This is a genomic window from Pelagibacterium halotolerans B2, from assembly GCF_000230555.1.
GTDB classification, from domain to species: Bacteria; Pseudomonadota; Alphaproteobacteria; order Rhizobiales; family Devosiaceae; genus Pelagibacterium; species Pelagibacterium halotolerans.
In genome coordinates, this window is the sequence record NC_016078.1 from 2,875,001 (window position 1) to 2,901,256 (window position 26,256).

Consider the following 26,256-nt stretch of genomic DNA (forward strand, 5'->3'; position numbering starts at 1 on the left):
CCGTGCCCTGTTCTTAACACCGTGAGATTCCAAGTCTGGCCACAATTTCCGAGCATCGATCCTCAGGCGCTCAGCCACGTGTGGCGGCCCCGACGGGCCGATGCGCCGGCTCATTGCTTGACATATATGCCTGCCGCGTCCATCCCTTTTGGCGCGCACTCCATAATCTGGCTGGCCGCAAGGGTCCGGGGAAGAAAAGTTGAACGCAGCGCAACGCAACCGTCACGCCGCCCTGCTCAAGGCGACAGGCTATGAGGATTCGCCGGCACTGACCGTCAAATCCCCCGAGGGCGCATTGCCCCAGGGACGCGAGATAAGCTTTGCCTGGCTGGCCGGCACTGTATTGACCGGGGTGACGTCTTTTCTGCTCATGGCCGGCGCCCTTCAGGTTTCCTTTAAAGGGCAGGATACGTTTTCGACCCCATTTGAAGCCCTTGCCATTGCTGCGCCCCATAGCACCGAACCGGCGCCAACCTCTCTGGTGGGCAAGACACGCCGCGCCAAGCCGGTCACCCAGACCCATTCCGACCTCGCGGTTATCGAAGCCTCGATCCGCGAGGTGGTCGACGGCGTGGCCCGCATCCGCAATCAGCCCTTCACGACAATCAACGCGACACTGGCCACCGCCGCAACGGCACTTTCGGAAGACATTCCCGAGTATGACCCCGTGGCGCTGCTGGCACGCAACGAGCCGTTGCGCGCCAATCCTGCCGCCGAACTGGTCAGCACCGACATCTATGGAGCCGACGTTGAAGGCGAGGTCACGGTGCGCACCGCCGCGCTCGAACTTGCCGATCCACCGCATCGGGCCATCAACGACATTGCCGCCGCCCAGTTCGTGCGCCTGTCCGTCGAAGGTGCCTATACCGATGCCGAGGGCCCGCTCATGGCTTACGCCTCGCCCTCGACCAGTCTGCGCGAATTGGGAATCGAGATTGCTCCGGGCACCATCGAAGGCGTGGCCGAAAACGTGACGGTGATGCCAAAGACGCGCGTTGCCGAAGATATGGGGCACTTGCGAACCGAGCGTGTATTGACGATACGCGAACAGACCCCGCTGGCCGAGGCCTTCATGCGCAATGGGTTCACGACCCAGATGGTCACTGCCGTTACGCGCGCCATGCAGAATGTCTATCCCCGGACCGATCTGCCTGAAGGCACCCGCCTTCGCATCCTGTTCGGAGCCTCGCGCGGCTCCCAGACGCTCATTCCCTATCGCGTCAGCATATATGACGACACCGTGCATCGCGTGACCGTGGCGCTGACCGATCAGGGCCGATACGTGACCGCGCTTGAGCCGCCGCGGATCGAATTTACCGAGGAAGACACCGAAGAAGTCAATGTCGGCAATCTGCCTTCCATCTACCGTTCGATCTGGGAGACCGGACGCAAGCATGGGCTCGATGATGCAACCATTGACCGCATAGCGGCGATGTATGCCTACGACCTCGACCTGACGCGGCGCGTGTCGCCTGGCGACTCGATCGAGATTCTGCTCTCGGGCACCATGGAGGATGGCAACCAGGACCTGCTCTATGTGGCGCTGACCCTATCCAACACGACGCGCGAATTGTTCCGATTCCAGACCGAGGACGGGGTGATCGATTTCTACAATCCCGATGGGGAAACCGGAAAGCAGTTCCTGCTGCGCCGGCCCCTCGAAGGCGGCGGCACGCTGCGCTCGCGCTATGGGTATCGCCGCCACCCGATCTTTGGCGATTACCGTCTTCATACCGGAGCCGATCTCGCCGCCCGAACCGGAACACCCATCTATGCCGGCGGCGACGGCATCGTTGAAATGGCCCAGTGGTATTCGGGCTATGGCCGCTATGTGGAACTGCGCCATGCCAACGGCTACAACACTGCTTATGGCCATATGAGCGCCATCGCCGACGGCATCACACCGGGAACCCGCGTGACCCAGGGCCAGGTGATCGGTTATGTCGGCTCGACCGGACAGTCGACCGGGCCGCACCTTCACTACGAGATCAAGATCAACGGCAATACGGTCGACCCCCTCGCCGTCAAGCTTCCCCGGGCCAATTCCCTGCCCCAGCAATATGAAACCGAATTCAGCTCGACCGTCGCCCAGGTCCGCTCGCTGATCGAGCAGCAGGGCACCCCGGTCACCGCGCCTGTGACAGTGGCCGCGGCACAGGCCACGACCGCCTCGAACTAGAGCGCGTCCAGCAAAAGTGGAAACGGTCTTGCGGTTCGGACGCGCGACGAAACAACAACTTAGAGGATTTTCGCGATTCGAAGAAAAGCGGAAATGCTCTAGGTCTGCTGTTCGGACTCGCTCCAGACGGCCATCTCGTTCCCACCCGGTTCACGGAAATGGAACCGCCGCCCACCCGGGAAATCGAACTGCTGACGGGTGATCTCTCCTCCCGCCTTGCGCACCGCGGCCTCGGCGGCATCGAGATCTGCGGCTTTCAGAATCACGAGCGGCAGCTTTCGCGCGCCCTCGGCCCGCGAAATTCCGCCGTCGAGCTTGGCATCTTCGATACCCAGATAATCCGGGCCGTAATCGGTAAACCGCCAGAAACCCGCCAGCCGAACGCCGCTGCAAAAAAAGACCGGCTCGCCGCCAGGTCGTCACTGTCGAGTTCGACATAGTCTATGGGCACACCCTGCACGTTCCCGCCTCCGCATTTGTTCTCTTTATGTTCTCACAGACAACAACCATCGTCAAGTCCCATCCCGCGACGCTGACAAGATCAGCGCTGGCCCAAACCGCTTTTATTCTGCTATAGCCTCCGCAACATAAGGCTCCCAATCATGTCATCTGATATCGATCACGCGCCGGCGGATTTGCCGGCATCCATCCATGCTGCGCTCGCCAGCGCACTCACCGGCCATGGCTATACCCAACTCACGCCCGTCCAGACGGCAATGCTCGATCCCGGGCACGCAGACGCCGACCTGCTGGTGTCCGCCCAGACAGGATCGGGCAAGACCGTGGCCTTCGGCATTGCCATAGCGCCCACCCTGCTCGGTGACGCCGAACGGTTCGGCCCCGCGCAAACCCCGCTCGGCCTTATCATCGCGCCGACCCGGGAGTTGGCGCTGCAGGTGCAACGCGAACTCGATTGGCTCTATGCCGATGCCGGCATCCGTATCGCCACCTGCGTGGGCGGCATGGACATGCGCACCGAGCGAAGGGCGCTCGATCGCGGCGCGCATCTTGTGGTGGGCACGCCCGGCCGGTTGCGCGATCACATCACCAAGGGGGCGCTCGATTTGAGCGCCATGCGCGCCGTGGTGCTCGACGAAGCCGACGAAATGCTCGATCTGGGCTTTCGTGACGATCTCGAATTCATCCTTGCCGCTTCCCCCGAGGCCCGGCGGACGCTGTTGTTCTCGGCCACGGTCCCGCGCGCTATCGCCGATCTGGCCAAGACCTATCAGCGCGATGCTGTGCGCGTGGCGACGACCGCGCCGACCGAGCAGCACGCCGACATCGACTACCAGCTCATGGTCGTCCACCGCGACGAGCGCGAGCACGCGATCATCAACACCCTGCTCGCCTCCGACAGCACCAGCGCACTGGTGTTCTGCCACACCCGCGAGGCCGTGCGCCATCTGGCGGCAAGGCTCACCAATCGCGGCTTTGCCGCCGTGGCGCTTTCGGGCGAATTGGCCCAGTCCGAGCGCTCCAGCGCCTTGCAGGCCATGCGCGACGGACGCGCCCATGTCTGCGTTGCCACCGACGTTGCGGCGCGAGGCATCGATCTGCCCAATCTCGACCTCGTGATCCACGCCGATATTCCTTCCAATCCCGCAACGCTTTTGCACCGGTCGGGGCGCACCGGACGGGCCGGGCGCAAGGGCGTTTGCGTGCTGATCGTCCCCGAGCATAGGCGCAAGGCGGCCAGCCGTGTGCTGGCCCTGGCCAAGCTTTCGGCCACCACAATCGCCGCGCCGAGCATCGCCGACATCGAAGCGAAATATCGCCGGCAGATTCTGGACGCCGCCGTCTCCGCACCGATGCCCGAAGCCGAGGAGAACCAATTCGTGGCCGAGCTTTTGGGCAAGGTTTCGCCCGAGCAACTGGCCGTGGCGTTTCTGCGCCAGCAACTGGCCAGCCGCCCCGTTCCCGAGGAAACCGCGTCGGTCTCGCTTTCGGGCGACGGTGGAAAGTCAAGGCGGCGCGACAAGCGCGCTGAAGGCGGGCCGGCATATGATCCCATGGCGCCGCGCGACCCGCGCGGACCCGACATGGTTGGCGGCGTCTGGTTCACCCTTTCGCTGGGGCGCAAGCATCGGGCCGATCCCAAATGGCTGCTGCCCATGATCTGCAAGGCGGGCGGGGTGACAAAGCGCGACGTCGGCTCGATCAAGATCGACGACACCGAAACCCGCTTTGAAATCGCCGCCGACAAGGCCGATGATTTCGCCCGGCATGTCAAGCGCGGAACGGGCCTCGAGCGCGGCATTACCGTAACGCCGGCGGGACACAAATCCTCAAAACCGCCTCGCGCCCGTGAAGGGTTCGAGCCCAAATTCAAGCCTCGGCCCAAGCACAAAACCGGACCCGGCGACGCGCCGCGCCCCGCCAAGACCGGCTCCAAGGGATATGGCAAGAAGGGACGGAAGTAGCCGCTACCAACCGAGCCAAAGCACGATCAGCCCCAACGCAGCCGGAAGCGCCTGAACGAACAGGATCTTCCGGCTCGACGTCGCGGCGCCGAACAGCCCCGCGACCAGGACGCAGGCGAGAAAGAACACCTTGAACTCGATACTGGCCGCCCACAGTCCATAGACGAACCCCGCCACGATGAACCCGTTGTAAAGTCCCTGATTGGCGGCGAGGACAGTGGTCTTGTCGGCAAAATCCTTGTCCAACCCAAAGGCCCTTATGCCCATGGGCTTGTTCCACTGCGTCATTTCGATGAAGACGATATAGACGTGAATGGCCACAATGACGGCAATCACAACATTTGCGACCATCGAGATTTCGTCCTTTTCTCGGGTGGAGCGAGAGTGCGAATGAATACAGGATTGCCCGGCGGTGTCGAGAGCGATGGGGCTCCCTGATCGATTGACGACTTCCTTTGGCAGGAAGGCCCCCTCACCCGCCGCTTCGCGCGGACCCCGGATTGCGTCCGGGGCAGGCTCTATCCCCCAAGGGAGAGGTGAGAGTGCCACGAGCGCTCAAGGCCCCTCACCCCAACCCTCTCCCCGGAGGGCAGAGGGAGTCTCGCTGCGGCTTTCCGGGCGATGTGGTTGATCGTCAACGCTTCGGCAATATGAACCCTCGCCCCTCGGGGGAGAGGTGTCCGGCAGGCCGGTGATGGGACTTGAGCGGTGGTGTTTTCCAAGAAGGCCCCCTCACCCGTCGCTTCGCGCCGACCCCGGATCGCGTCCGGGGCAGGCTCTCTCCCCCTAAGGGAGAGGTGGTTCGCGGCGCTGGCGGTATTCTTACCTCTCCCTCGGGGGAGAGGTCGGCTGGCGCAGCCAGACGGGTGAGGGGGCCTTTCTTTGGACATGCGAAAACCTCCGACGGCGATCTCGCCTCGGCTTCGGAAATGGTCAGACGGCATGGGGCGATGAACGCTCCGCATGATTTAGTTTTTATATGAAGCGATCATCGCCCCACGCATCCGGGATTTTTGGCTTATGGCGGCGTCTCGGGCTGGGGTTTGTCGGGATTGCACCATCGCTGGTGCCTTCCGCGGTGCCCCTCTCCCTTTCGGGAGTACGACGTGGATACCACTCCTCGCCCGGCCATCCGTCCGCTTTGGACCTTCCCTGCGGCGACCCGCAAGGAACCCGGATCGGCCTGTCGGATGGGATCGAAGTGCCCGAGGGCCGATGCGGTCCTAAGGCTCGGACCCATGCTCCCCCTTCTCCAATCCCGCCCTCACCGGAAGCTCGTATGCATCCTCGTCTCTGGTGCGGCCGTGCGGGAACAATGGCACGGGGGCAAGGGAGCGGGGATAAAGTTTTTTGCGGCTGGGTGGGTAAGGGCTTGCTCTCCGGCACCTCCCCCTCCCCCTCGTCATCCTCGGGCTTGATCCGGGGATCCGCAACGCCGCTGTTGTGCAGCGCAGAAGTGGCGACCCCTCGCGTCTCACGGCTCCTCAACCCCTTCACCGGCTGCCCGATGCAGCAGATCCCCGGGTCAAGCCCGAGGATGACGATGGGGGTGGGGTGAATGGTGGTGATGGAGCCGAGAAGGTGGCCCAAGCCCCATTGCTATCTTGGACGCGGTCCCGGACCCAGCAGCCTTGCCCCATGCTCACAAGCGAACGAACAGGCACATGGACCCCGCCTTCGCCGGGGCAGAGAGAGCGGGGTCTGTGGCGAGTCCCCCAGCGCCCGGTTGGGAATTGCCCTGGCCAAAACCGGACCGGGGGCGAAGGCGTGGAAGGTGGCGGCAACGTCCGGCGCGCGCCGGACGTCCTTTCCGGCAACCTTTTCCCGTTCAGCTCGTTTTCAGGTGCGGGGAATTAACACAATCCGATAAGATGCGCCTTCATGACGATGGCGCCCGCCATGGAGAACAGATCATGATGAAGTCCCTTCTCGCCGCCACCGCGCTTGTGGCTTGTCTTGTCGCCCCTGCCTTTGCCCAGGATCTCGACCCGAACGGAACCTGGGTCGACCGCTGGGGCACGAGTTTCACGTTCCAATTGTGCGGCGATGGCACTCAGCTTTGCGGCGTCCTCAACGACATCCAGGGCGATTCGCGCACTGAGGAAAATCTGGCCTTTGTCGGCCAGGAAGTCGTTCAGGGCACACAGGTCGGCCCCAACAAATGGGAAGGCAACATCGCGCTCAATGGCGGCAACGCTAAAGCGATCGTGGAAATTACCGGCCCCGACACGCTAAAGATCACCGGCTGTCAGGCCGCGATTTTCTGCTCGAGCATCGATTATCAGCGTTCGTGATCGAGTGCTTCTAGCCTGCTCGATGGAAGACAAAGGGCTGTGGCTACCGCCACGGCCCTTTTTTGCGCCTCCCGCCGCATGGGCGCGGACAAAAGCAGATTTCGATCGGCCCCTCTTCCATTCAGGCTTATGATCGCCCTGTCGCCCGCGATGGGGCCGGCCCTTTTGCACGCGCGAGGCATGATGACCAAACACCGAATCTATACGATGAGCGTTGCCGCTGTTTATCCGCACTACATCGCAAAGGCCGAGAAAAAGGGCCGCACGAAAGACGAGGTCGACGAGATCATCCGCTGGCTGACCGGATACAGTCAGCCTCAAATCGATGCGCGGCTCAAGGACGGCACCGACTTCGAGACCTTCTTTGCTCACGCACCGGCACTGAACCCTCAGCGCGCACTGATCAAGGGCGTGATCTGCGGCATCCGCGTCGAAGAGATTGAAGACCCGCTGATGCGCGAAGTGCGCTATCTCGACAAGCTTATCGACGAGTTGGCGCGGGGTAAGGCGATGGAAAAGATCCTGCGCACGAGCTGACACGGAAACAAAAAGGCCCCGTCTCCGGGGCCTTTTTGCCGATTGCCGTCAGATCGAATCCGCTGTTTGCTTGCGCGGTCCTTCGGGTCTTCGAATCGCGGATTTGATCCGAGCCTTTGTTTTGTCGCGCGTCCGAACCGCAAAACCGTTTCCACTTTTGCCGGACGCGCTCCAGACTGCGTTATCCGGCGGCGGTATCGACGACCTCGCCCTCGACGACCGGCAGGATCACCAGCCCGTCCTCTCCGGCATCGACCTTGACCGTGCCGCCATCGGCGACATCGCCCGCCAGCATTTTTTCGGCCAACTCGTCCTGAACCGAACGCTGGATGACCCGCTTGAGGGGGCGGGCCCCATACGCCGAATCATAGCCCTCATTGGCCAGCCAGTCGCGGGCCGCGGGCGTGACCTCGATACTGATCTCGCGCGCGTCGAGCAACTTTTGCAGACGCTTGAGCTGGATATCGACAATCGCCCCCATCTGGCTGCGTTCGAGCCGGTGGAACAGCAGGATTTCATCCACGCGGTTCAAAAATTCGGGCCGGAAGGAGGCCTTGACCGTATCGAGCACCTTGCCGCGCACCAGTTCCACCGATTCGCCATCGGGCTGGGCCGCAAGATATTCCGATCCCAGGTTCGATGTCATGATGATCAGCGTGTTGCGGAAATCGACTGTATGGCCCTGACCATCGGTCAGCCGCCCGTCGTCGAGCACCTGCAGCAGCACGTTGAACACATCGGGGTGCGCCTTTTCGATCTCGTCGAACAGGACAACCTGATAGGGCCGCCGGCGCACCGCTTCGGTCAGCACACCACCCTCGTCATAACCGACATAGCCCGGAGGCGCGCCGATCAGCCGGGCGACGGCGTGCTTTTCCATGAATTCGCTCATGTCGAGCCGCACCATCGCCGTCTCGTCATCGAACAGGAACTGAGCCAGCGCCTTGGTCAATTCGGTCTTGCCCACGCCCGTGGGGCCCAGGAACATGAACGAGCCGATGGGCCGGTTAGGGTCCTGCAACCCGGCGCGGGCCCGCCGCACGGCGCGCGAGACCGCCTCCACCGCCTCGGACTGGCCGATGACACGCTTGGCCAACTCGTCTTCCATGCGCAACAGCTTGTCGCGCTCGCCTTCGAGCATCTTGTCGACCGGAACACCGGTCCAACGCGAGACCACCTGGGCGATATGATTGGGGGTGACAACCTCCTCGACCATGTCCGATCCCGGCTGGGCCTCATGGGCCTCGGCATCGGCTAGCCGCCGTTCGAGATCGGGGATCACCCCATAAGCCAGCTCCCCGGCCCGGGCGAGATCGCCCTTGCGCTGGGCCAGTTCGAGCTCGGTGCGCGCCGCATCGAGCTGTTCCTTGAGCTTGGTGCCCCCGGCCAGCCGCTCCTTTTCCGAGAGCCAGCGCTGGGTCATGGCGTCCGATTCTTCCTCGAGCCCGGCCAGTTCGGCCTCAAGCCGGGCCAGACGGGTTTTCGAAGCGTCGTCATCTTCCTTTTTCAGCGCCTCGCGCTCGATCTTGAGCTGGATGATGCGCCGGTCGAGCTCGTCGAGCGCTTCGGGCTTGGAATCGACAGCCATGCGCAACCGCGCCGACGCCTCGTCCATCAGGTCGATGGCCTTGTCGGGCAGGAAGCGGTCGGTGATGTAGCGGTTACTGAGCGTCGCCGCCGAAACCAGCGCCGAATCGGAAATGCGCACCCCGTGATGGAGTTCGTATTTCTCCTTCAAGCCGCGCAGGATCGAAATCGTGTCCTCGACGCTCGGTTCGTTGACGAACACCGGCTGGAAACGGCGGGCCAGCGCCGCATCCTTTTCGACGTGCTTTTTATATTCATCGAGCGTGGTGGCACCCACGCAATGAAGCTCACCGCGCGCCAGAGCGGGTTTGAGCAGGTTGGACGCATCCATGGCGCCATCGGCCTTGCCCGCGCCGACAAGCGTGTGCATTTCGTCGATGAACAAAATGATCTGCCCTTCGGCCGACTGGACTTCGCTCAAAACCGATTTCAGCCGCTCCTCGAACTCACCGCGATATTTCGCGCCGGCGATCAGCGCGCCCATATCGAGCGCGAGCAGGGATTTGTTTTTCAGCGATTCGGGCACGTCGCCATTGACGATGCGCAGGGCAAGCCCCTCGGCAATCGCCGTCTTGCCCACCCCGGGCTCGCCGATCAGCACCGGATTGTTCTTGGTGCGACGCGAAAGGACCTGGATGGCGCGGCGGATTTCCTCATCGCGCCCGATCACCGGGTCGAGCTTGCCTTCCCGCGCGTCTTCGGTGAGATCGCGGGCGTATTTTTTCAGCGCATCATAGGTGTTTTCCGCGCTCGCCGAATCGGCGGTGCGGCCCTTGCGGATCGCTTCGATGGCGGCGTTCAGCCCATTGGCAGTCACCCCGGCCGAGGCGAGAACCTTGCCCGCGTCGGTATCTTTTTCGATGGTCAGGGCCAAAAGCATGCGCTCGACGGCGACGAACGAATCGCCGGCCTTCTGCGCGGCGGCCTCTGCCGTTTCGAAAACGCGCGCCAATTCGCGCGACAGGTAGATCTGGCCGCTGTCGCCGGAAACCGAAGGAAGCTTTTTGAGCCCCTCTTCAACCCCGGCGCGCACCGCCTGCGCATTGCCGCCGGCGCGTTCGATCAACCCGGTGGCCATGCCTTCGGGGTCGTCGACGAGAACTTTCAGGATATGGAGCGGGGTGAACTGCTGATGGCCGCGCGACAGGGCCATCTGCTGCGCGCTCTGGATGAACCCGCGCGTCCGCTCGGTGTATTTTTCGATATTCATGCTTCAACTCTCCTTTGCTGGCGCGCTGCCCCTGCCCGTCTGGCGGCACATGAGGAAACGCCCGAAGCGTTGACGAGATTTTACATCAGCCCGGCTTTCCGGCACTGACTCAAGTCAATGGATATATGGGAGCACAATCACAAAGAAAAAGACCGGGCGCGATGGCCCGGTCGATTTTTATTTCATGCCGATCAGGCGCCTATTCGGCAGCCGCCTCGCGCCCTGCGGTCAGGAACGCGGGCAATTCGGGCGCCGGCTCGTTGGCATCGTCATCCGATTTCTTGCGACGGGGGCGACGGGGCTTTTTGGGAGCCTCCTCGGCGGCAGGAGCGGCGTCCTGGCCAGAAGCCGTTTCGGCCACAGCGGGCTTTTCGGCTTCCGGGGATGCATCTGCGGTCTCTTCGGTCCGCTCGCGGCGCGGACGGCGCTGACGCCGCTGGCGCGGTTCGCGCTGTTCGTCCGATCCGGTGTCGCCGCCATCGGATGCTTCGGCGTTCCGATCGGTGTTCTCGTTCGAATTGCCCGAGGCGTTCTCGTTGTCGTCATCCTCGTCGGGCGTGGTATCGACGCTGTTGTCCTGGCGCGGCTGATACTGGGCCTGCGCGGCAAGAATGATGCGCAGATAGTGTTCGGCGTGCTGGAGATAATTCTCGGCCATCACATTGTCGCCGACCGAAGCCGCGTCGCGGGAAAGCTGGGTGTATTTCTCTGCGATATGGGCAGCATTGCCGCGGATTTTGACGTCCGGGCCATTGCTTTCATAACTGCGCGACAAGGGATTGCCGCCGCCGCCACCGCGCCGCTGGTTGTTATTGTTGTTGTTCCGGCCGCGCGAACGCTGCTTGTTGTTGTTTTGCTGGTTTGGTCTCATCTGCTCGCTTCAACACGTTCCGTGAAGGTATGCGCTTAATAGGGGCCTTTGCCGCCAATCGGGGCGGCGGGCACAAAACCCGGCTGACACGAACCGATTTCCCGGTTCGCGCTGTGCCGATCGCTCTCTCTGGTTTCCCCAAAAAGGCTGCGTGAGCTCCGACCCTGTCTGATGCTGCGCCAACCCTCTGGGAGGATGGGTTCCGCGAACGGCTTTATTCTATGCCGCCGATGTCAGGGTGGGGTCCACCGCGATGAACAAGCACCGCGTCAGCACCGGCAACCTAACCGCATATCCTTCCGTTTCCAAGAAAAATATTGGCTTTTGGAGAAATTCGCCGGGGCGCTGTGTCATTTGGGTGCGCGGGCCGTAACCATCCGGTGGTGACCGGCAAGGTCTTTGGCAATGACGATGTCGCAAAAGCCTGCCGAGCTTAAAAGCTCATTAACCATGTGGCCCTGGTCGAAGCCGGTTTCAAGGGCGAGCGCTCCGCCCGGCACAAGGTGATACAGCGCCTGCGCCGCGATGATCCGATAGGGACCCAGTCCATCCTCGCCGCCATCGAGCGCCGCCATGGGATCGAAGGTCTTTACACCGGGCTCCAGCGTCTCGATGGTCGCGCTGGCGATATAGGGCGGATTGGAGACGATGAAGTCGAATCGCTCGTCGCCCAGCCCCGAAAACCAGTTCCCCTGCCGGGCCTCGAACCGGCCACCGAGCCCGAGCGCTTCGGCATTGGCCCGGGCCTGTTCGAGCGCATCGGTCGAAATGTCGATACCCACACCTTTTGCATCCGGCAGATTGGCCAGCAGTGAAAGAACGATACATCCAGTGCCCGTACCCAGGTCCACAATGGCCGGCGCGGGACGATTCTTCAGCGCGGCCAGACCGAAATCGACAAGCATTTCGGTTTCCGGACGCGGGATCAGCGTTGCGGCGTTGAGTCCGAATTCGAGCCCGTAAAACTCCTGGAAGCCACGGATGCGGGCCAGCGGCTCTCCCGCAAGACGGCGGGTCACGAGGTCTTTAAGAGCCTGTGTTTTATCCTCCGGAAAAGGGTCGGTCTCAGAGGCAATCAGTCCGGTCGCGTCCAGATTCAGCACGTGTCGGACCAGCAATTGCGCATCGAGTGCGGCAGTCATGACCCCCTTGAGGGCCAGATCATCGCGCACTTGGCGCCACGTCCGGCCAATGGCAGAGCTCAAATGCCCTGCTCCATCGCCGCCAGTTGCGCCGCCTGGTTTTCGGTAATCAGCGCGTCGATCACTTCGCCCAGCGCTTCCCCGGTGATGATCTGGGGGAGCTTGTAGAGCGTGAGATTGATCCGGTGATCGGTCACCCGTCCCTGCGGGAAATTATACGTCCGGATACGCTCGGAGCGATCGCCCGACCCGACCTGGCTCTTGCGGCTTTCCGCCCGCTCGGACGAGGCCTTGTGTTGCTGCTCGTCGAACAGCCGGGCCCGCAACACCTTCATGGCATTGGCCCGGTTCTGGTGCTGGGACTTTTCCGCCGAAGTCACAACGATGCCGGTGGGGATATGGGTGATGCGCACAGCGGAATCGGTGGTGTTGACGTGCTGGCCGCCCGCCCCCGAGGCGCGCATCGTATCGATGCGGATATCCTCATTGCGGATTTCGATGTCGATATCCTCCACTTCGGGCAAGACGGCGACTGTCGCAGCCGAGGTGTGAATGCGCCCCGAGGCTTCGGTATCGGGCACCCGCTGCACGCGATGGACGCCCGATTCGTATTTGAGCTTGGCAAACACCCCCGCTCCCGAAACGTTGGCGATGATTTCCTTGTATCCGCCGGCATCGCCTTCGGACGCTTCCATCACCGTTACCTTCCAGCCCTGCGCTTCGGCGTAACGCTGATACATGCGGAACAAATCCCCGGCAAAAAGCGCCGCCTCGTCGCCGCCCGTTCCGGCGCGTACTTCGAGAATCGCGCTCTTTTCGTCCGCCGCATCCTTGGGCAGCAAGAGGATGCGGATTTCCTGGCTCAGCGCCTCGATCTTTTCCTTGAGCTCGCCCATTTCCTCATAGGCAAGCTCGGCCATTTCCCTGTCGCCCGATTTGGCAAGTTCCTCGGCCCCCGCCAGGTCCGACAGTGCCGCGCGATATTCGCGCACCTTGGCGACCATGGGCGAAAGCTCGGAATATTCTTTCGACAGCCGCACATAGGCGTCCGGGTCGGGACTGCCCGACATCGCCGCCTCGATGGAATCGAAACGGCGTTCAAGGGCGTCGAGCTTGTCGGTGGGCAAAAAAGCCATGCAAAACAATCCGGGTCGGAAGGGATAACCTAAACGGGGAGGGAGTGCCGCTCGGCAAACTCCGCCAGAAACTCGCGGGCCGAGCCCTCGGTTTCGCCGTTCTCAAGATAATCGTTCATTTCGGCCTTGAGCGCTCCAACGTCAAGCCCGAGCACCATTTCCTTGATCGGGCCGATCGAGGATGCGCCCATGGAGAGCCTTGTCATGCCGATCGAAAGCAGCGCCATGGCCTCTATCGGGCGTCCGGCCAATTCCCCGCACATGGTAACGGGCTTGCCGTATTTCGCCGCCGCATCGACAACCAGCTTGAGGGCCCGCAGGCGCGGGCGGGCGATGGGGTCGTAATTGTTGGCGACGCGCGGATTGGCGCGGTCGGCAGCCGTCAGGAACTGGATGAGATCGTTGGACCCGATGGAAACGAAATCGGTTTCGGGCAACAGCCGGTCCAGTTCGAAAAGCAGCGAGGGCACTTCGATCATCGAACCGATCTCGAGCGTTTCGGGCTGGGCAAAGCCCAGCCGAGGCAGCCGCTCGTTTTCGCGCAGGATGAAGCGCTTGACCTTCATGTATTCGCGCGCCTCGGTGACCATGGGCACAAGGATACGCAGCGGCTTGCCGCCGGCCGCCTGCAAGAGCGCGCGGACCTGTGTCCGCAGCAGCGCCGGCCGGTCCAGCGCCAGCCGCAGGCTGCGCCAGCCCATGGCCGGGTTTTCCTCGGCCGTCGAACGCATATAGGGCACGACCTTGTCGCCGCCGATATCGAGCAGGCGGAAGACGATGGGCTTATCGCCCATCAGCCGCATGGCTTCGGAATAAAGCTCGACCTGCTCTTTGACCCTGGGCATTTTCGAGGCGATCATGAACTGCAGCTCGGTGCGGAACAGGCCCACCCCGTCCGCGCCGGTTTCGTCAAGCATCGCCATGTCGGCCAGAAGGCCCGAATTGTGCAAAAGCGCGATGCGCTGTCCGTCGCGGGAAACCGGCGGGGTGTCCTTGAGCGCCGCGTAATGGGCCCGCCGCTTGGCCGAGAGCCGCACCTTGTCGATATAGGTTGCCTCGATATCGGGCGTTGGCCGCAAATGCACGGCGCCGGTGAACCCGTCGACGATGATGTCGTCGCCCGCTTCGCCCATCGAAACTATATTTTCGGCCTGCCCGACCGCCACCAGCCCCACCGAACGCGCCACGATGGCCACATGAGCCGTGGCTGCGCCATCTTCGAGCACCACGGCCCTGAGCTTGGTCCGATCGTATTCGAGCAGTTCGGCCGGCCCCATATTGCGCGCCACAAGCACGGCATTGTCGGGCAATTCCTTGCCGGCCACCGACCCGTCCGCGGTCAGGATGCGCAGCAGCCGGTTGGCCAGATCGTCGAGATCGTGCAGGCGTTCGCGGATGTAGGGATCGGTCTGGCGCAGCATGCGGGCGCGGGTATCGTTCTGCACGCGCTCGACCGCGGCTTCCGCCGTCAGCCCCGAATCGATGGCCTCTTCGAGCCGCCGGACCCATCCCCGATCATGGGCGAACATGCGATAGCTTTCGAGGATATCGCGGTGATCGGACGGGATCTGCATGTCGCCCGAATTGAGCAATTCATCGATCGACACCCGCATGGTCATGAGCGCCGCTTCGAGCCGCCCCTTTTCGGCGTCTGTGTCGTCGGCAACGAAATTGGTGACCACGACGCGCGGGTCGTGCAGCACCACCTGACCCAGCGCGATACCTTCGGAAAACCCGATGCCCTGAAACATCCGCGGGCGGCGCAGGTCGATGTCGGATCCGGGTTTGACCAGCGCGTCGAAATCTGCGGTCGAGATCATCTCGGCCAGAATGGTCGCCGTGGTCAAAAGCGCCTCGGTCTCGTCCTCGCCATAGACCCGGCGTTCCGAGTTCTGGACGACAAGGACCCCCAGCGTCTGCCCGGCCCGCAGCACCGGCACGCCCAGGAACGAAAAGAACGGGTCTTCCCCAGTTTCCGGGCGATAGGCAAAGGAAGGATGTTCGGGCGCGTTTTGCAGGCTGAGCGGTTCGGCCTCGTTGGCGATCAGGCCCACGAGCCCCTCGCCCAGACGCAATGTGGTGATGTGAACCGCATCGCGCCGCAAACCGTGGGTTGCGAACAGTTCGAGCGCGCCATCGTCGCGCAAGACGTAGAACGAGCACACATCGGCCCGCATGTTCGCGGCGATAAGATCGACGATCTTGTCGAGCCGCTCCTGACTGGCCAGCGGTTCGGCCATGGTCTCGCGCAACTGGCGCAAGAGCACCCGCGGTCCGCCAATCGCTGTCACCATGTCCGCTCGCCCGGCGGGTGTGCCCCGCCTCCCAGAGTGTGGTCAGAAAAAGTTGCAGACTTTTTCGGTTCGACCGCACGATCAAATCAGAGCTAGGGCGCCGGTCCGGTTCAATCGAACGGGACCAGGCCCTAGTGTGGTCCGGGCCGAGCTTACCCCTCGGCCTTGTCCAGACCGTAATAGGTATGCAAAGCCCGAACTGCAAGCTCCGCATATTCCTCATCGATCAATACCGAGGTCTTGATTTCCGAGGTCGTGATGAGCTGGATGTTGATTCCCTTGTCCGAAAGTGCCCGGAACATCGAGGCCGCAACGCCGGCGTGACTGCGCATGCCGACGCCCACGACCGAAATCTTGGCGCCGCCCTTGGACCCGGAAATCGACTCGTATTCGAGATCGGGCGCGTTGCGCAAAACCTTCATGGCCTTGTCGAATTCGCTGTCGGGCACCGTAAAGGTGATGTCGGTGATCTGCCCGTCATCGGAAATGTTCTGCACGATCATGTCGACGACGATCCGTGCATCGGCCAAAGGCCCGAACACCGCGGCGGCGACGCCCGGCTTGTCCTTGACCTTTCTAAGGGTGATCTTGGCTTCGGCCCGCGCAAGGGTCACACCCGAAACGATCTGCTTTTCCATGATCTCATCCTCATCGCACACAAGCGTGCCCGTCATGCCCCATTCGCTGCCCGGCGCATTGCCCGCTTGCGGGTCGTCGAACGTCGAGCGCACCACGAGCCGCACGCCCTGGGCCATGGCCAGTTCCACCGACCGCGTCTGGAGCACTTTTGCCCCCAGCGAGGCCATTTCGAGCATTTCTTCAAAACTGACCCGGTCCAGGCGCTTGGCTTTCGGCGCAATGCGCGGATCGGTGGTATAAACGCCATCCACATCGGTGTAGATATCGCACCGGTCGGCCTTCACCGCCGCCGCAACGGCCACCGCCGAGGTGTCGGACCCGCCGCGCCCCAGCGTCGTGATGCGGTTCTTGTCGGATATGCCCTGAAAGCCGGTGACGACCGGCACCCAGCCCGAACTCATCCGCTCGTTGAGATTGGCCGGATCGATGCCCGTGATGCGCGCCGATCCATGGGCGTCGTCGGTATGGATGGGCACCTGCCAGCCGGCGTAAGAGCGCGACTGGATGCCCATTTCCGATAAAACGATGGCCATCAAGCCCGCCGTCACCTGCTCGCCCGAGGCCACGACGGCATCGTATTCGCGCGCGTCGTGCATGGGGGCCGCTTCCGCGCACCAGCCGACAAGCTCGTTGGTCTTGCCCGACATGGCGGAAACGACGACAGCAACCTCGTGGCCTGCCTCGACCTCGCGTTTGACGTGCCGGGCCGCCTGCCGTATGCGCTCGACATTGGCGACCGAGGTGCCGCCGAACTTCATAACTATACGCGCCATGACGCCGCCTTCGATGCAAATCTGTGCCGTACCGCACCGTACGGTTGTGGCGCGCTGAGTGCCACAAACCCGCCGATTTAGCAATATGGCATAAGGGGCGCTGCGGCGACGGATCGCTTGACTTGGCGGCGTGCCGGGGCCACCTCTTGGAGCACGCCAGAACGAGGTATCCCATGACCACCACCATCAGCCCCGACGAAATCGGCAAGTTCCACAAGATGGCCGAAGAGTGGTGGGATCCCAACGGAAAGTTCAGGCCGCTCCACAAGTTCAACCCCGTGCGCCTCGCCTATATCCGCGAGCACGTGATCGCCCATTTCGGGCTCGATGACAAAGCCATGCGCCCGTTCGCCGGCCTCAGGATTCTCGATATCGGGTGCGGCGGCGGCCTGTTGTGCGAGCCCATGGCGCGGCTGGGCGCCACGGTCGTCGGTGCCGATGCGGGCGAAAAGAACGTCAAGATCGCAAGCCTGCACGCCGAACAATCCGGGCTCGATATCGACTATCGCGCCACGACCTCCGAAGACCTCGCCGCCGCCGGAGAGCAGTTCGACGTCGTGCTCAACATGGAAGTGGTCGAGCACGTCTCCGACGTGCAGCTCTACCTTGAAAGCTGCTGCAATCTGGTCAAGCCCGGCGGGCTGATGTTTGTCGCCACCATCAACCGCACCGCCCGCGCCTATGCCCTTGCCATCGTCGGCGCCGAACGCGTGCTGCGCTGGCTGCCCAAGGGCACGCACAGCTACGAAAAGCTCGTCACGCCCGAAGAGATCACCTCGATCACCGGACGCAACGGAATGCAGGTGAAGGACAGAACGGGCGTGACCTTCAACCCGCTCAAGAATGAATGGGGCAGGAGCCGCGACATGACGGTCAACTACATGCTGCTTCTGGAAAAGCCCAAGGCCCAGGACTAATCGACATTTGCGGAAGCGGACCCACCGTTGCCAAACCCACCACGCTGTCACCCCGGCCCTGAGCCGGGGTCCAGTACACCCGGCGCCGGGATGGAACCGCAAGCGCTGCCCGTTACTGGATTCCGGGATGACGCCGGTGGAATTAGGCAGGCTCTAATTGTGCTCGTCCGGCACGCTGGGCAGCGGCATGAATTCGATGCCTTCATCGATAAGGCTCACCACTTCGTCCTTTGTGGCCTCGCCATAAATGCCGCGCGCCTCGGCTTCCTCGTAGTGGATCTTGCGCGCTTCCTCGGCGAATTTGTCGCCGACATAATCGGCTTCCGCCGTCATCTTCTGGCGCAGGGCGCGCATGGCCTTCAAAAATTCCCCATGCTCGGGATGACCGGCCGAAAGCGAGACCTTCTCGCTCGAGCGTGAGACGGCAGGCGCCATCAGCGCCTTTTCCACCTGCGAGGAATTGCAGATCGGGCAGGTCAGAACCCCGCGCGCCGATTGATCCTCATAGGCATCGGCGTTCCTGAACCAGGCATCGAATTTGTGGCCTGCACCGCAGGCGAGCGTGAACTGGATCACTTTCAATTCCCCGCTTGGGTTTTCAGATCGTTTCCGAACGGCGACGGTCCGGGCGCGAGCGAAAAATCGCGCGCATTGGCAAGCGCAGGCACCCTTTGCCGTGCCGCGGCCACCGCGTCAAGGTCCAGCGCGGCAATCACAAGGCCCGGTTCGGCCCCATCGGCCTCGGCGATCACCTCGCCCCAGGGCGAAACGATAAGCGAATGACCATAGGTCGACCGTCCGTTTTCATGGCTGCCGCCCTGTGCCGCGGCCAGGATGAAACAGCCCGTTTCAATGGCCCTCGCCCTGAGCAGAACATGCCAGTGCGCTTGCCCGGTCGGCACCGTAAAGGCCGAAGGCACCGCGATCACCTGCGCACCGGCCCCGGCCAGCATCCGATAAAGCGCCGGGAAGCGCAGATCATAGCATATTGATGCGCCCAGCACGAACGGTACGATATCGGCAACCACCGCCGTCTTCCCGCCCGCATAGGTGGCGCTTTCGCGATAGGCATTCGAACCATCGATATCGGCATCGAAAAGATGGATCTTGTCGTAGCGCGCAACGATCTCGCCGCGGGGATCGAACAGCACGGAGCGGTTTGCAAAGCGCCCATCTCCGAGCGCAACCGCAAGCGAACCGACATGAAGGAAAATTCCGCTGGTCCGTGCGATCTCCGACAACTGCTTGACGGCGCCGTTTCCCGCCCACGGTTCGGCTGCCGCCCGCAACCCGGCGCGGTCTTTTGCAAAAACAACGCTCATTTCCGGGGTCAGGACGTAAGAGGCTCCAGCCTGCCTCGCCTGGACCACTCGCGCTTCGATCTCAGCAAGATTGTCCTGGGCGGCGATACCCGAAGTCATCTGGACCAGGGCAACGGTCGTTGTTTGGCTCACGCCGCCCCCTCGAGCAGCGGATCGAGCTTGCCCTGCCGCTCGAGCGCGGCCAGATCGTCATAGCCGCCAACATGGGTCTCGCCCACGAAAATCTGCGGCACCGTGCGCCGCCCATGGGCGCGCTGGGTCATCTTTTCGCGCAGGTCCGGGTCGAGCACGGTGATCTCATCGAAGGTGATCCCCTTATCGCCCAGAAGCGCCTTGGCGGCGTGGCAATAGGGGCAGGTGGGGGTCGTATAGATTTCGACCTTGGCCATTGATCGTAAACTCCAGTCAGTTGCGACAGTTATACTGTCATATCGGTATCGAACACAACGCGGGCAAAGCTGAGCACGTCGACATGGGACACCCCGGCCCGCTTGAGCGCCTTGGCCGCCGCCGAAACGGTGGCACCGGTGGTGAGCACATCGTCGACGAGCACAACGCGCCGCGCGCCCAACCGATCCAGCCGCATCGGATCGACACGGAACGCGCCATCGACATTGCGGGCCCGCTGGGAAGCGTTGAGCCCGACCTGCTGGATGGTGCGTTTGTGCCTGACGATAAGGTCGGTATGAAGCTCGCATTTTGCAAGGCGTCCAACGGCGCGCGCCAGTTCCGCGGACTGGTTGTAGCGTCTTTCGCGCTGGCGGGACCTGTGCAGCGGCACCGGCACCAGAACGACATCGGGGCCCAAAAGCTCGTGTCCCGCAGAAACCATCATTCGCGCGCAGAACAATCCGATTTCGGGCCGGTCGGAATATTTCATCTTCGAGATCAATTTGCGCGCCAGATCGGTATAGGCAACCGCCGAGCGCGCCCTATCGAATGGCGGCGGATTGGCGATGGCCTGGACCGACAGCGCCCCTTCCCCCATCGCCGATGCAAAGGGCAGCCCCAGCACCGGGCAGAACGGGCGCGAGATCGGGATCAACTGTCTCCAGCATGACGGGCACAATCCGTCGGGCGTCGATACGGCCTCATTGCAGCCCAGGCACACCGGCGGAAAGGCGGCATCGAGCACCTGCCCGCCCATGGATGCAACCATGGTGCGCACGCGCCCCATCCAGGATCGGTCCAGATGTCTTATCGCCCCAACCATGATCCGATCATTGCACGCCATCCATTCCTGCGCCATATGGTCGGGATCATGACCCAGCCCCCGCTCGTATTCGACCGTGCCCGCCTCGCCGCCAATGTCGCCAGACGCGAAGGGCAGCCCGATTTTGTGACCGATCTCGTGGTCGCCGACCTTGCCGATCGGCTCGCGCCGGTAACGCGTGCGTTTTCAAAGGCGCTCGTAATGGGCCCCGATCCGCGCCTGCTGCCCGACACGGCGCAATCGGCCAGCGGCCCGATCCGCTTTGAAAGGATCTCGGCGCTTCTCGAAATCGAAGGCTTTGCCACCGTCGACCCCGAACGGCTGAGCCTGCCCGCCAGCGATTACGACCTGATCGTCTCGCTTCTCGATCTCCAGACCGTCAACGACGTCCCGGGCTTTCTCGAAAGCCTGCGCCGCCACATCGCCCCCGACGGGCTGCTGCTCATCGCCGCCATTGGCGGGCGTACGCTGAGCGAATTGCGCGACGCGTTTCTGGCCGCCGACGTGGAAATCCTCGGCGGCGTCTCCCCCCGTGTGGCGCCGATGATCGATGTGCGCGACGCTGGCGGCCTGCTCCAGCGCGCCGGTTTCGCCCTGCCGGTCACCGATCTGGAAACCCATATCGTGCGCTACCGCACCCCGCTGGCCCTGTTCGATGAATTGCGGGCTCTGGGTGTCACCAATCCACTGGCCGGACGCGATACCCGCCTTTTGACCCCGCGCCATCTGATGCGCGCCGCCGAAATCTATGCGGAGCGCTTTTCCGACCCCGACGGCAAGGTCCGCGCCAGCCTCGAAATCCTCTGGCTTTCGGGCTGGGTGCCCCACGAAAGCCAGCAGAAACCCCTGCGCCCCGGCTCGGCCCAGACCAGCCTGCGCGACGCTCTGGGCGACAAATCCAAGACCTGATCGCTACAACGGCCAGAACACCATGATGGCGGGCACGCCCACCAGGACGATGATCACCTCCAGCGGCAGGCCCATGCGCCAGTAATCGCCGAACCGATAGCCGCCCGGCCCCATGATCAGCGCATTGTTGTTATGCCCGATGGGTGTAAGGAACGCGCAACTGGCGCCGATGGCCACCGCCATAAGGAACGCATCGGGATTGACCCCCATGATCTGGGCAAGCCCGAACGCAACCGGCGCAAAGATCACAGCCGTCGCCGCATTGTTGAGCACGTCCGACAATGTCATTGTGAAAACGAGCACCGCGGCAAGCGCGACCCAGGCGGGCACATGCTCGACCGCCACGGCCAGCCCCTCCGCCATGAGTTGGGTCCCGCCCGAGGTTTCCAGCGCCATGCCCACGGGCAGCAGTGAACCGAGCAGCACCACGACCGGCCACTCGATCGACTCATAGATTTCGCGCACCGGCAGGATGTCGAAGAGCACATAGAGCACCGCCACCGCGCCAAGCGCAACGGTGAGCGGCACGATGCCGAAGGCGCCCACGCCCACCGCCGCCGCAAAAAGCCCGATCGCCGCCAGGGCCTTTTCGTGCCGCGTCACCGCAACGCTCGAAGCCACGGGCAGGCAGTCCATGCGGGTTATCACATCGTCCACGGCGTCCTGATGGCCGAGCAGGAGCAACACGTCCCCCACTTCGAGCGGCGTGCGGCGCACCCGTTCGGTGATGGCCCGGCCGCGCCGCGACAGCCCCAGCATCACCACGCCATTGCGCTGCATGACCCGTACGTCGTTGGCGATCCGGCCCACGACGCGGCTGTCGCTGGTGACCACAGCCTCGACAATTTTCAGGTCGGACGACAGTTCCGCGCTTTCCCCCGAACGGCCCTGCAAATCGACCTGCAAGGCACCGGCGAGCGCCGAAATCGCCTCGGCGCTGCCGTGAACGACGAGCAAATCGCCCTTGCCGATCTTTTCCCAACGCGCCCGGCCCGGCATCCGCTTGTTGCGTCGCACCAGCCCCACGATGGCGCAATCATGTTCTTCGGCCGCACCGTCCAGATCACGCACCCGCTGGCCTTTGGCCTTTGATTTTTCAGTGACCACAAGTTCGGTGGTATAACTGGCCGCGGCGCGCAATTCGGCGCCGGCCCCTTTGTCGCGCACCGGGATCAGCCGCCAGCCCACAAGCCCAATGAACGCCACGCCGGCCAATGCGCACACAAGCCCGACCGGGGTAAAGTCGAACATCGTAAAGCTCTCGCCCATCGCCCGTTCGCGATAGGCGGCGATGATGATGTTGGGGGGCGTGCCGATCATGGTCAGCATGCCGCCAAGGATGGTGGCAAAGGCCAGTGGCATCAGCGAGGACGCGGGCGAGCGGTTCGCCTTCTGCGCCGCCTGCAGGTCGACCGGCATCAGAATGGCCAGCGCCGCGACATTGTTCATGAAACCCGAAAACACCGCCCCGATGCCGCCCATGATCGAAATGTGGAGCGGCAGGGAGCGGTCGCGGCTCACCGCATGGCGGGTGATGAGATCGACCGCTCCCGACCGCGACAGGCCCGCCGTGACCACCAGCACCAGGGCGATGATGATCGTGGCGTCGTTGCCGAAACCCGAAAATGCCGTGTCAGCCGGCACGACGCCCAGCACGACACCGACGATCAGGGCGCCGAAGGCGACAAGGTCATACCGCCACTTGCCCCACATGAGCCCCGCGAGCACGAGCCCCAGCAGTAAAAAAAGCACGATCTGTTCGTAGGTCAAGTCAATCCCCCGAGGCGCCTTCCCAAATGCCGGCTTACCCTAAAGGGTTCCCTTTCCGGGCGCGACCGGCAACAAAAAAATCCCCGAAGCGGCGCTCCGGGGATCGGGATAATCGACAAAGGGACAGGTCTAGAATGCCCCGTGGCAATGCTTGAACTTCTTGCCCGAACCGCACGGGCACGGATCGTTGCGGCGGGTACGGGCCATCACCTCCGGGCTCAACTGACCCTTGGGGGTGTCCTCGTCGCGCACTTCGTTCTCGCCGGTCACCGGATCGAGATGGGTTTCCCGAAGCTGGGCAGGCGCCTGCGGTTCGGGCGGCTTGATCTCGAAATGGCTCATCTGGGTGGTGACCAGTTCGCGCAGATTGGTCAGCAGCCCCGAGAACAACTCGAACGCTTCCTGCTTGTATTCGTTGAGCGGATCGCGCTGGGCCAGCCCGCGCCAGCCGACCACTTTCGAAAGGTGATCGAGGGTCACCAGATGCTCGCGCCACAGCCCATCGATCGACTGCAAAATGAAGCTCTTTTCGATCTGGCGCATTGTGTCGGGCCCGATGCGCGCCGCCTTGGCCGCCGCGTAATCATCGGCCATCTTGACGATACGCTCGCGCAACACCTCGACATCCATGCCTTCCTCGTCGGCCCATTGGGCCAGAGGGGGCTCGATGCCCAGATAGGTCTTGCAGGCCGCGCCAAGCTGCTCGGTGTTCCATTGTTCGGGATAGGAGCGTTCCGGCGCCGATTTGGCGATGATGGAATCCACGACGTCGTGGCGCATATCGGCGATGGTTTCGGCGACGTTGTCGGCATCCATCAATTCGATGCGCTGCTCGAAGATCACCTTGCGCTGATCGTTCATCACGTCGTCATATTTGAGGATGTTCTTGCGGATGTCGAAATTGTGCCCCTCGACGCGGGTCTGGGCGCGCTCGATGGCCTTGGTGACCATGGCGTCCGAAATCGACTCGCCATCCTTGAGCCCCAGCGAGGTCAGCACCTTTTCCATGCGTTCGGGAAAGAACCGGCGCATCAGGTCGTCCTGCAGCGAGACGAAGAATTTGGACCGCCCCGGATCGCCCTGACGGCCCGAACGGCCGCGCAACTGGTTGTCGATGCGGCGGCTTTCATGGCGCTCGGTGCCGATCACCATAAGCCCGCCCGCTTCCAGGGCTTCCTGCTTTTTCTCGGCGATATCGGCCTTGATCTCGGCCGTCTTTTTCTCCAGCGCCTCGCCTTCGAGACCCTCTGCCTCATTGGCCAGCCGCATCTCCAGATTGCCGCCGAGCTGAATGTCGGTGCCGCGGCCGGCCATGTTGGTGGCGATCGTGATGGCGCCCGGCACACCCGCCGCCGCGATGATCTGGGCTTCCTGCTCGTGATGGCGGGCGTTGAGGACGGCGATGTCCTTGATGCCCTTCTTCTTGAGGAAATCGGCAAGCATTTCCGAGCGCTCGATGGAGGTCGTGCCCACCAGGACCGGCTGGTTGCGTTCGCGGCACGCGATCACCTCATCGGTAATCGCCTGGAATTTTTCCTCGACCGAGCGGTAGATCTGGTCGTTCTCGTCGACACGCGCGATGGGCACGTTGGTGGGGATGGTCACCACATCGAGCCCGTAGATATCGGCAAATTCGGACGCTTCGGTGTCCGCGGTGCCTGTCATGCCGGCCAGCTTTGTATAGAGCCGGAAATAGTTCTGGAAGGTGATCGACGCCAGCGTCTGGTTTTCCGGCTGGATCTTGGCGCCTTCCTTGGCTTCGAGCGCCTGGTGCAACCCTTCGGAAAACCGCCGTCCCGGCATCATGCGGCCGGTGAACTCGTCGATGATCACCACTTCGTCGTTGCGGACGATATAGTCCTTGTCGCGGTTGAAGATCTTGTGCGCCTTGAGCGCGGAATTGAGGTGGTGGACGATCGAGACATTGTCGATGTCATAGAGCGAACCGGACTTGATCAACCCGTCGCGTTCCAGGATCTCCTCGAGCTTTTCGATACCCTCGTCGGTAAAGCTCGCCGCGCGGTGCTTTTCGTCGATCGTATAGTCTTCCTCGACCAGCAGCGGAATGTATTTGTCGATGGTCTTGTAGAGTTCGGACCGGTCCTGGGACGGCCCGGAAATGATCAGCGGGGTCCGCGCCTCGTCGATCAGGATCGAATCCACTTCGTCGACGATCGCGTAATTGTGTCCGCGCTGCACCATCTGGGCGCGCGAATATTTCATGTTGTCGCGCAGATAGTCGAAGCCGAATTCATTGTTGGTGCCATAGGTGATGTCGGCATCATAGGCCGCCTTGCGCTCGGTATCGTTGAGCCCGTGGACGATCACCCCGGTGGTAAGGCCCAGAAAGCTGTAGAGCCTGCCCATCCATTCACTGTCGCGGCGCGCCAGATAGTCGTTGACGGTAACGACATGGACGCCCTTTTCCTCGAGCGCGTTGAGATAGGCCGAAAGCGTCGCCACAAGCGTCTTGCCTTCACCCGTGCGCATCTCGGTAATGGCCCGCTCGTTGAGCACCATGCCACCGATGAGCTGCACATCGAAGTGCCGCATGCCCAGCGCGCGTTTTGAACCCTCGCGCACAGTGGCAAAGGCGGGCACCAGCACATCGGCCAGCATGGCGCCATTGCGCAATTGCTCGCGGAATTGCTCGGTCTTGCCCCTCAATTCGTCGTCGGTAAGCTTTTCGAATTCGGGCTCAAGCGCGTTGATGGCATCGACATTGGATTGATAGCGTTTGACGCGCCGATCGTTGGCCGAGCCGAAAAACTTCCGGGCGAGCGCTGCAAGAGCCATGAACAATTGTCCTTAGAACCTGTTGGATGCGCCCGGATTTCGGCGGGAACGACGTCCCGGAACTTGCCTTGCACGAAAGGAAGGAGGCAGGCCGGGGCGCTGCCGAAAGGAGCGCGGAAAACTTCGGCAGGAGATGTAAGAGTGCCACCATGGGTTGTCAACGTTGGCAAAATCGGACAAACCACCGCCAAAGTCCGGGGCTAAACGCGTATCCGGAACTTTGGTTCGGGCGTTGGGGGGTCCG

At 62.7% G+C, this 26,256-nt stretch carries 20 protein-coding genes and 1 pseudogene (1 of these 21 running past the window's edge); 7 read left to right on the forward strand and 14 right to left on the reverse strand.

The features are described 5' to 3' along the window. Together KKY_RS20370 and KKY_RS14055 are read left to right on the forward strand one after the other, a co-directional pair. Positions 1 to 25, forward strand: partial view of a hypothetical protein gene (locus KKY_RS20370; RefSeq protein ID WP_139305118.1) — the 3' end only. Its footprint begins 344 nt before the window's first position; only the last 25 of its 369 coding nucleotides appear in the window; its start codon lies off the left edge, out of view; it ends in the stop codon at positions 23 to 25. Between the two features lie 174 nt (positions 26 to 199). Further along, positions 200 to 2,179 (forward strand): M23 family metallopeptidase, encoded by a 1,980-nt coding sequence (locus KKY_RS14055; protein ID WP_014132027.1) that lies wholly within the window; start codon positions 200 to 202, stop codon positions 2,177 to 2,179. Positions 2,180 to 2,277: 98 nt separating this feature from the next. Here the strand turns inward: KKY_RS14055 and KKY_RS20870 are convergent. Next, positions 2,278 to 2,639 (reverse strand): annotated as a pseudogene (locus tag KKY_RS20870) (VOC family protein). Positions 2,640 to 2,781: 142 nt separating this feature from the next. On the opposite strand from KKY_RS20870, the gene KKY_RS14065 reads away from it, so the two are divergent. After that, entirely contained in the window at positions 2,782 to 4,602 is a 1,821-nt protein-coding gene (locus tag KKY_RS14065; RefSeq protein ID WP_014132030.1) for a DEAD/DEAH box helicase, read from the forward strand. A 3-nt stretch (positions 4,603 to 4,605) separates the two neighbouring features. On the opposite strand, the gene KKY_RS14070 is transcribed toward KKY_RS14065, so the two are convergent. After that, positions 4,606 to 4,953, reverse strand: coding sequence for a DUF1304 domain-containing protein (locus KKY_RS14070; RefSeq protein WP_014132031.1), 348 nt, complete (start codon positions 4,951 to 4,953; stop codon positions 4,606 to 4,608). Positions 4,954 to 6,515: 1,562 nt separating this feature from the next. Here KKY_RS14070 and KKY_RS14075 point away from each other — a divergent pair. Both KKY_RS14075 and KKY_RS14080 read left to right on the forward strand, forming a co-directional pair. Further along, a complete protein-coding gene (locus KKY_RS14075) occupies positions 6,516 to 6,896 on the forward strand; it encodes a DUF2147 domain-containing protein (protein ID WP_139305117.1) in 381 nt (126 codons plus the stop codon). A gap of 183 nt (positions 6,897 to 7,079) precedes the next feature. Continuing rightward, positions 7,080 to 7,433, forward strand: coding sequence for a DUF2200 domain-containing protein (locus KKY_RS14080; protein ID WP_041529484.1), 354 nt, complete (start codon positions 7,080 to 7,082; stop codon positions 7,431 to 7,433). Positions 7,434 to 7,614: 181 nt separating this feature from the next. Here KKY_RS14080 and clpB read toward each other — a convergent pair whose 3' ends face one another. The 6 genes from clpB to KKY_RS14110 all read right to left on the reverse strand — a co-directional run bounded on the left by clpB (position 7,615) and on the right by KKY_RS14110 (position 17,085). Next, the gene (gene clpB / locus KKY_RS14085; protein WP_014132034.1) at positions 7,615 to 10,230 is read right to left on the reverse strand and encodes an ATP-dependent chaperone ClpB; all 2,616 of its coding nucleotides are present in this window, start codon (positions 10,228 to 10,230) and stop codon (positions 7,615 to 7,617) included. A 199-nt stretch (positions 10,231 to 10,429) separates the two neighbouring features. Then, positions 10,430 to 11,101 (reverse strand): DUF4167 domain-containing protein, encoded by a 672-nt coding sequence (locus tag KKY_RS14090; RefSeq protein WP_014132035.1) that lies wholly within the window; start codon positions 11,099 to 11,101, stop codon positions 10,430 to 10,432. Positions 11,102 to 11,451: 350 nt separating this feature from the next. Continuing rightward, complete coding sequence (gene prmC, locus KKY_RS14095) at positions 11,452 to 12,306, reverse strand: peptide chain release factor N(5)-glutamine methyltransferase (protein WP_050811724.1); 855 nt, start codon at positions 12,304 to 12,306, stop codon at positions 11,452 to 11,454. Next, positions 12,303 to 13,379: a peptide chain release factor 1 gene (prfA, locus tag KKY_RS14100; protein ID WP_014132038.1), complete on the reverse strand. Its 1,077-nt coding sequence runs from the start codon at positions 13,377 to 13,379 to the stop codon at positions 12,303 to 12,305. Before prfA ends, prmC begins: the two co-directional genes overlap by 4 nt. Positions 13,380 to 13,408: 29 nt before the next feature. Next, positions 13,409 to 15,673, reverse strand: a complete 2,265-nt coding sequence (gene ptsP / locus KKY_RS14105) for a phosphoenolpyruvate--protein phosphotransferase (protein WP_014132039.1) — start codon at positions 15,671 to 15,673, stop codon at positions 13,409 to 13,411. A gap of 152 nt (positions 15,674 to 15,825) precedes the next feature. Next, positions 15,826 to 17,085: an aspartate kinase gene (locus KKY_RS14110; protein WP_041528795.1), complete on the reverse strand. Its 1,260-nt coding sequence runs from the start codon at positions 17,083 to 17,085 to the stop codon at positions 15,826 to 15,828. A 173-nt stretch (positions 17,086 to 17,258) separates the two neighbouring features. Here KKY_RS14110 and ubiG point away from each other — a divergent pair, with 173 nt between their 5' ends. Then, positions 17,259 to 18,002: a bifunctional 2-polyprenyl-6-hydroxyphenol methylase/3-demethylubiquinol 3-O-methyltransferase UbiG gene (gene ubiG, locus KKY_RS14115; RefSeq protein WP_014132041.1), complete on the forward strand. Its 744-nt coding sequence runs from the start codon at positions 17,259 to 17,261 to the stop codon at positions 18,000 to 18,002. A 153-nt stretch (positions 18,003 to 18,155) separates the two neighbouring features. Here ubiG and KKY_RS14120 read toward each other — a convergent pair whose 3' ends face one another. From KKY_RS14120 to KKY_RS14135, 4 genes are read right to left on the reverse strand one after another with little or no spacing between them, the layout of a single operon-like run. Beyond that, complete coding sequence (locus KKY_RS14120; protein ID WP_014132042.1) at positions 18,156 to 18,578, reverse strand: DUF1178 family protein; 423 nt, start codon at positions 18,576 to 18,578, stop codon at positions 18,156 to 18,158. Positions 18,579 to 18,580: 2 nt separating this feature from the next. Next, positions 18,581 to 19,456: a carbon-nitrogen hydrolase family protein gene (locus KKY_RS14125; protein WP_014132043.1), complete on the reverse strand. Its 876-nt coding sequence runs from the start codon at positions 19,454 to 19,456 to the stop codon at positions 18,581 to 18,583. Beyond that, positions 19,453 to 19,713, reverse strand: coding sequence for a glutaredoxin 3 (gene grxC, locus KKY_RS14130; RefSeq protein WP_014132044.1), 261 nt, complete (start codon positions 19,711 to 19,713; stop codon positions 19,453 to 19,455). The genes KKY_RS14125 and grxC overlap by 4 nt, the downstream gene beginning before the upstream one ends. Positions 19,714 to 19,742: 29 nt before the next feature. Beyond that, positions 19,743 to 20,501 (reverse strand): ComF family protein, encoded by a 759-nt coding sequence (locus KKY_RS14135; RefSeq protein WP_014132045.1) that lies wholly within the window; start codon positions 20,499 to 20,501, stop codon positions 19,743 to 19,745. Between the two features lie 15 nt (positions 20,502 to 20,516). On the opposite strand from KKY_RS14135, the gene KKY_RS14140 reads away from it, so the two are divergent. Then, the gene (locus tag KKY_RS14140; RefSeq protein WP_014132046.1) at positions 20,517 to 21,446 is read left to right on the forward strand and encodes a class I SAM-dependent methyltransferase; all 930 of its coding nucleotides are present in this window, start codon (positions 20,517 to 20,519) and stop codon (positions 21,444 to 21,446) included. A 3-nt stretch (positions 21,447 to 21,449) separates the two neighbouring features. Here KKY_RS14140 and KKY_RS14145 read toward each other — a convergent pair whose 3' ends face one another. Both KKY_RS14145 and secA read right to left on the reverse strand, forming a co-directional pair. Beyond that, positions 21,450 to 23,216, reverse strand: a complete 1,767-nt coding sequence (locus tag KKY_RS14145; RefSeq protein WP_014132047.1) for an SLC13 family permease — start codon at positions 23,214 to 23,216, stop codon at positions 21,450 to 21,452. Positions 23,217 to 23,345: 129 nt separating this feature from the next. After that, complete coding sequence (gene secA, locus KKY_RS14150; protein ID WP_014132048.1) at positions 23,346 to 26,012, reverse strand: preprotein translocase subunit SecA; 2,667 nt, start codon at positions 26,010 to 26,012, stop codon at positions 23,346 to 23,348. Positions 26,013 to 26,256: the final 244 nt, after the last annotated feature.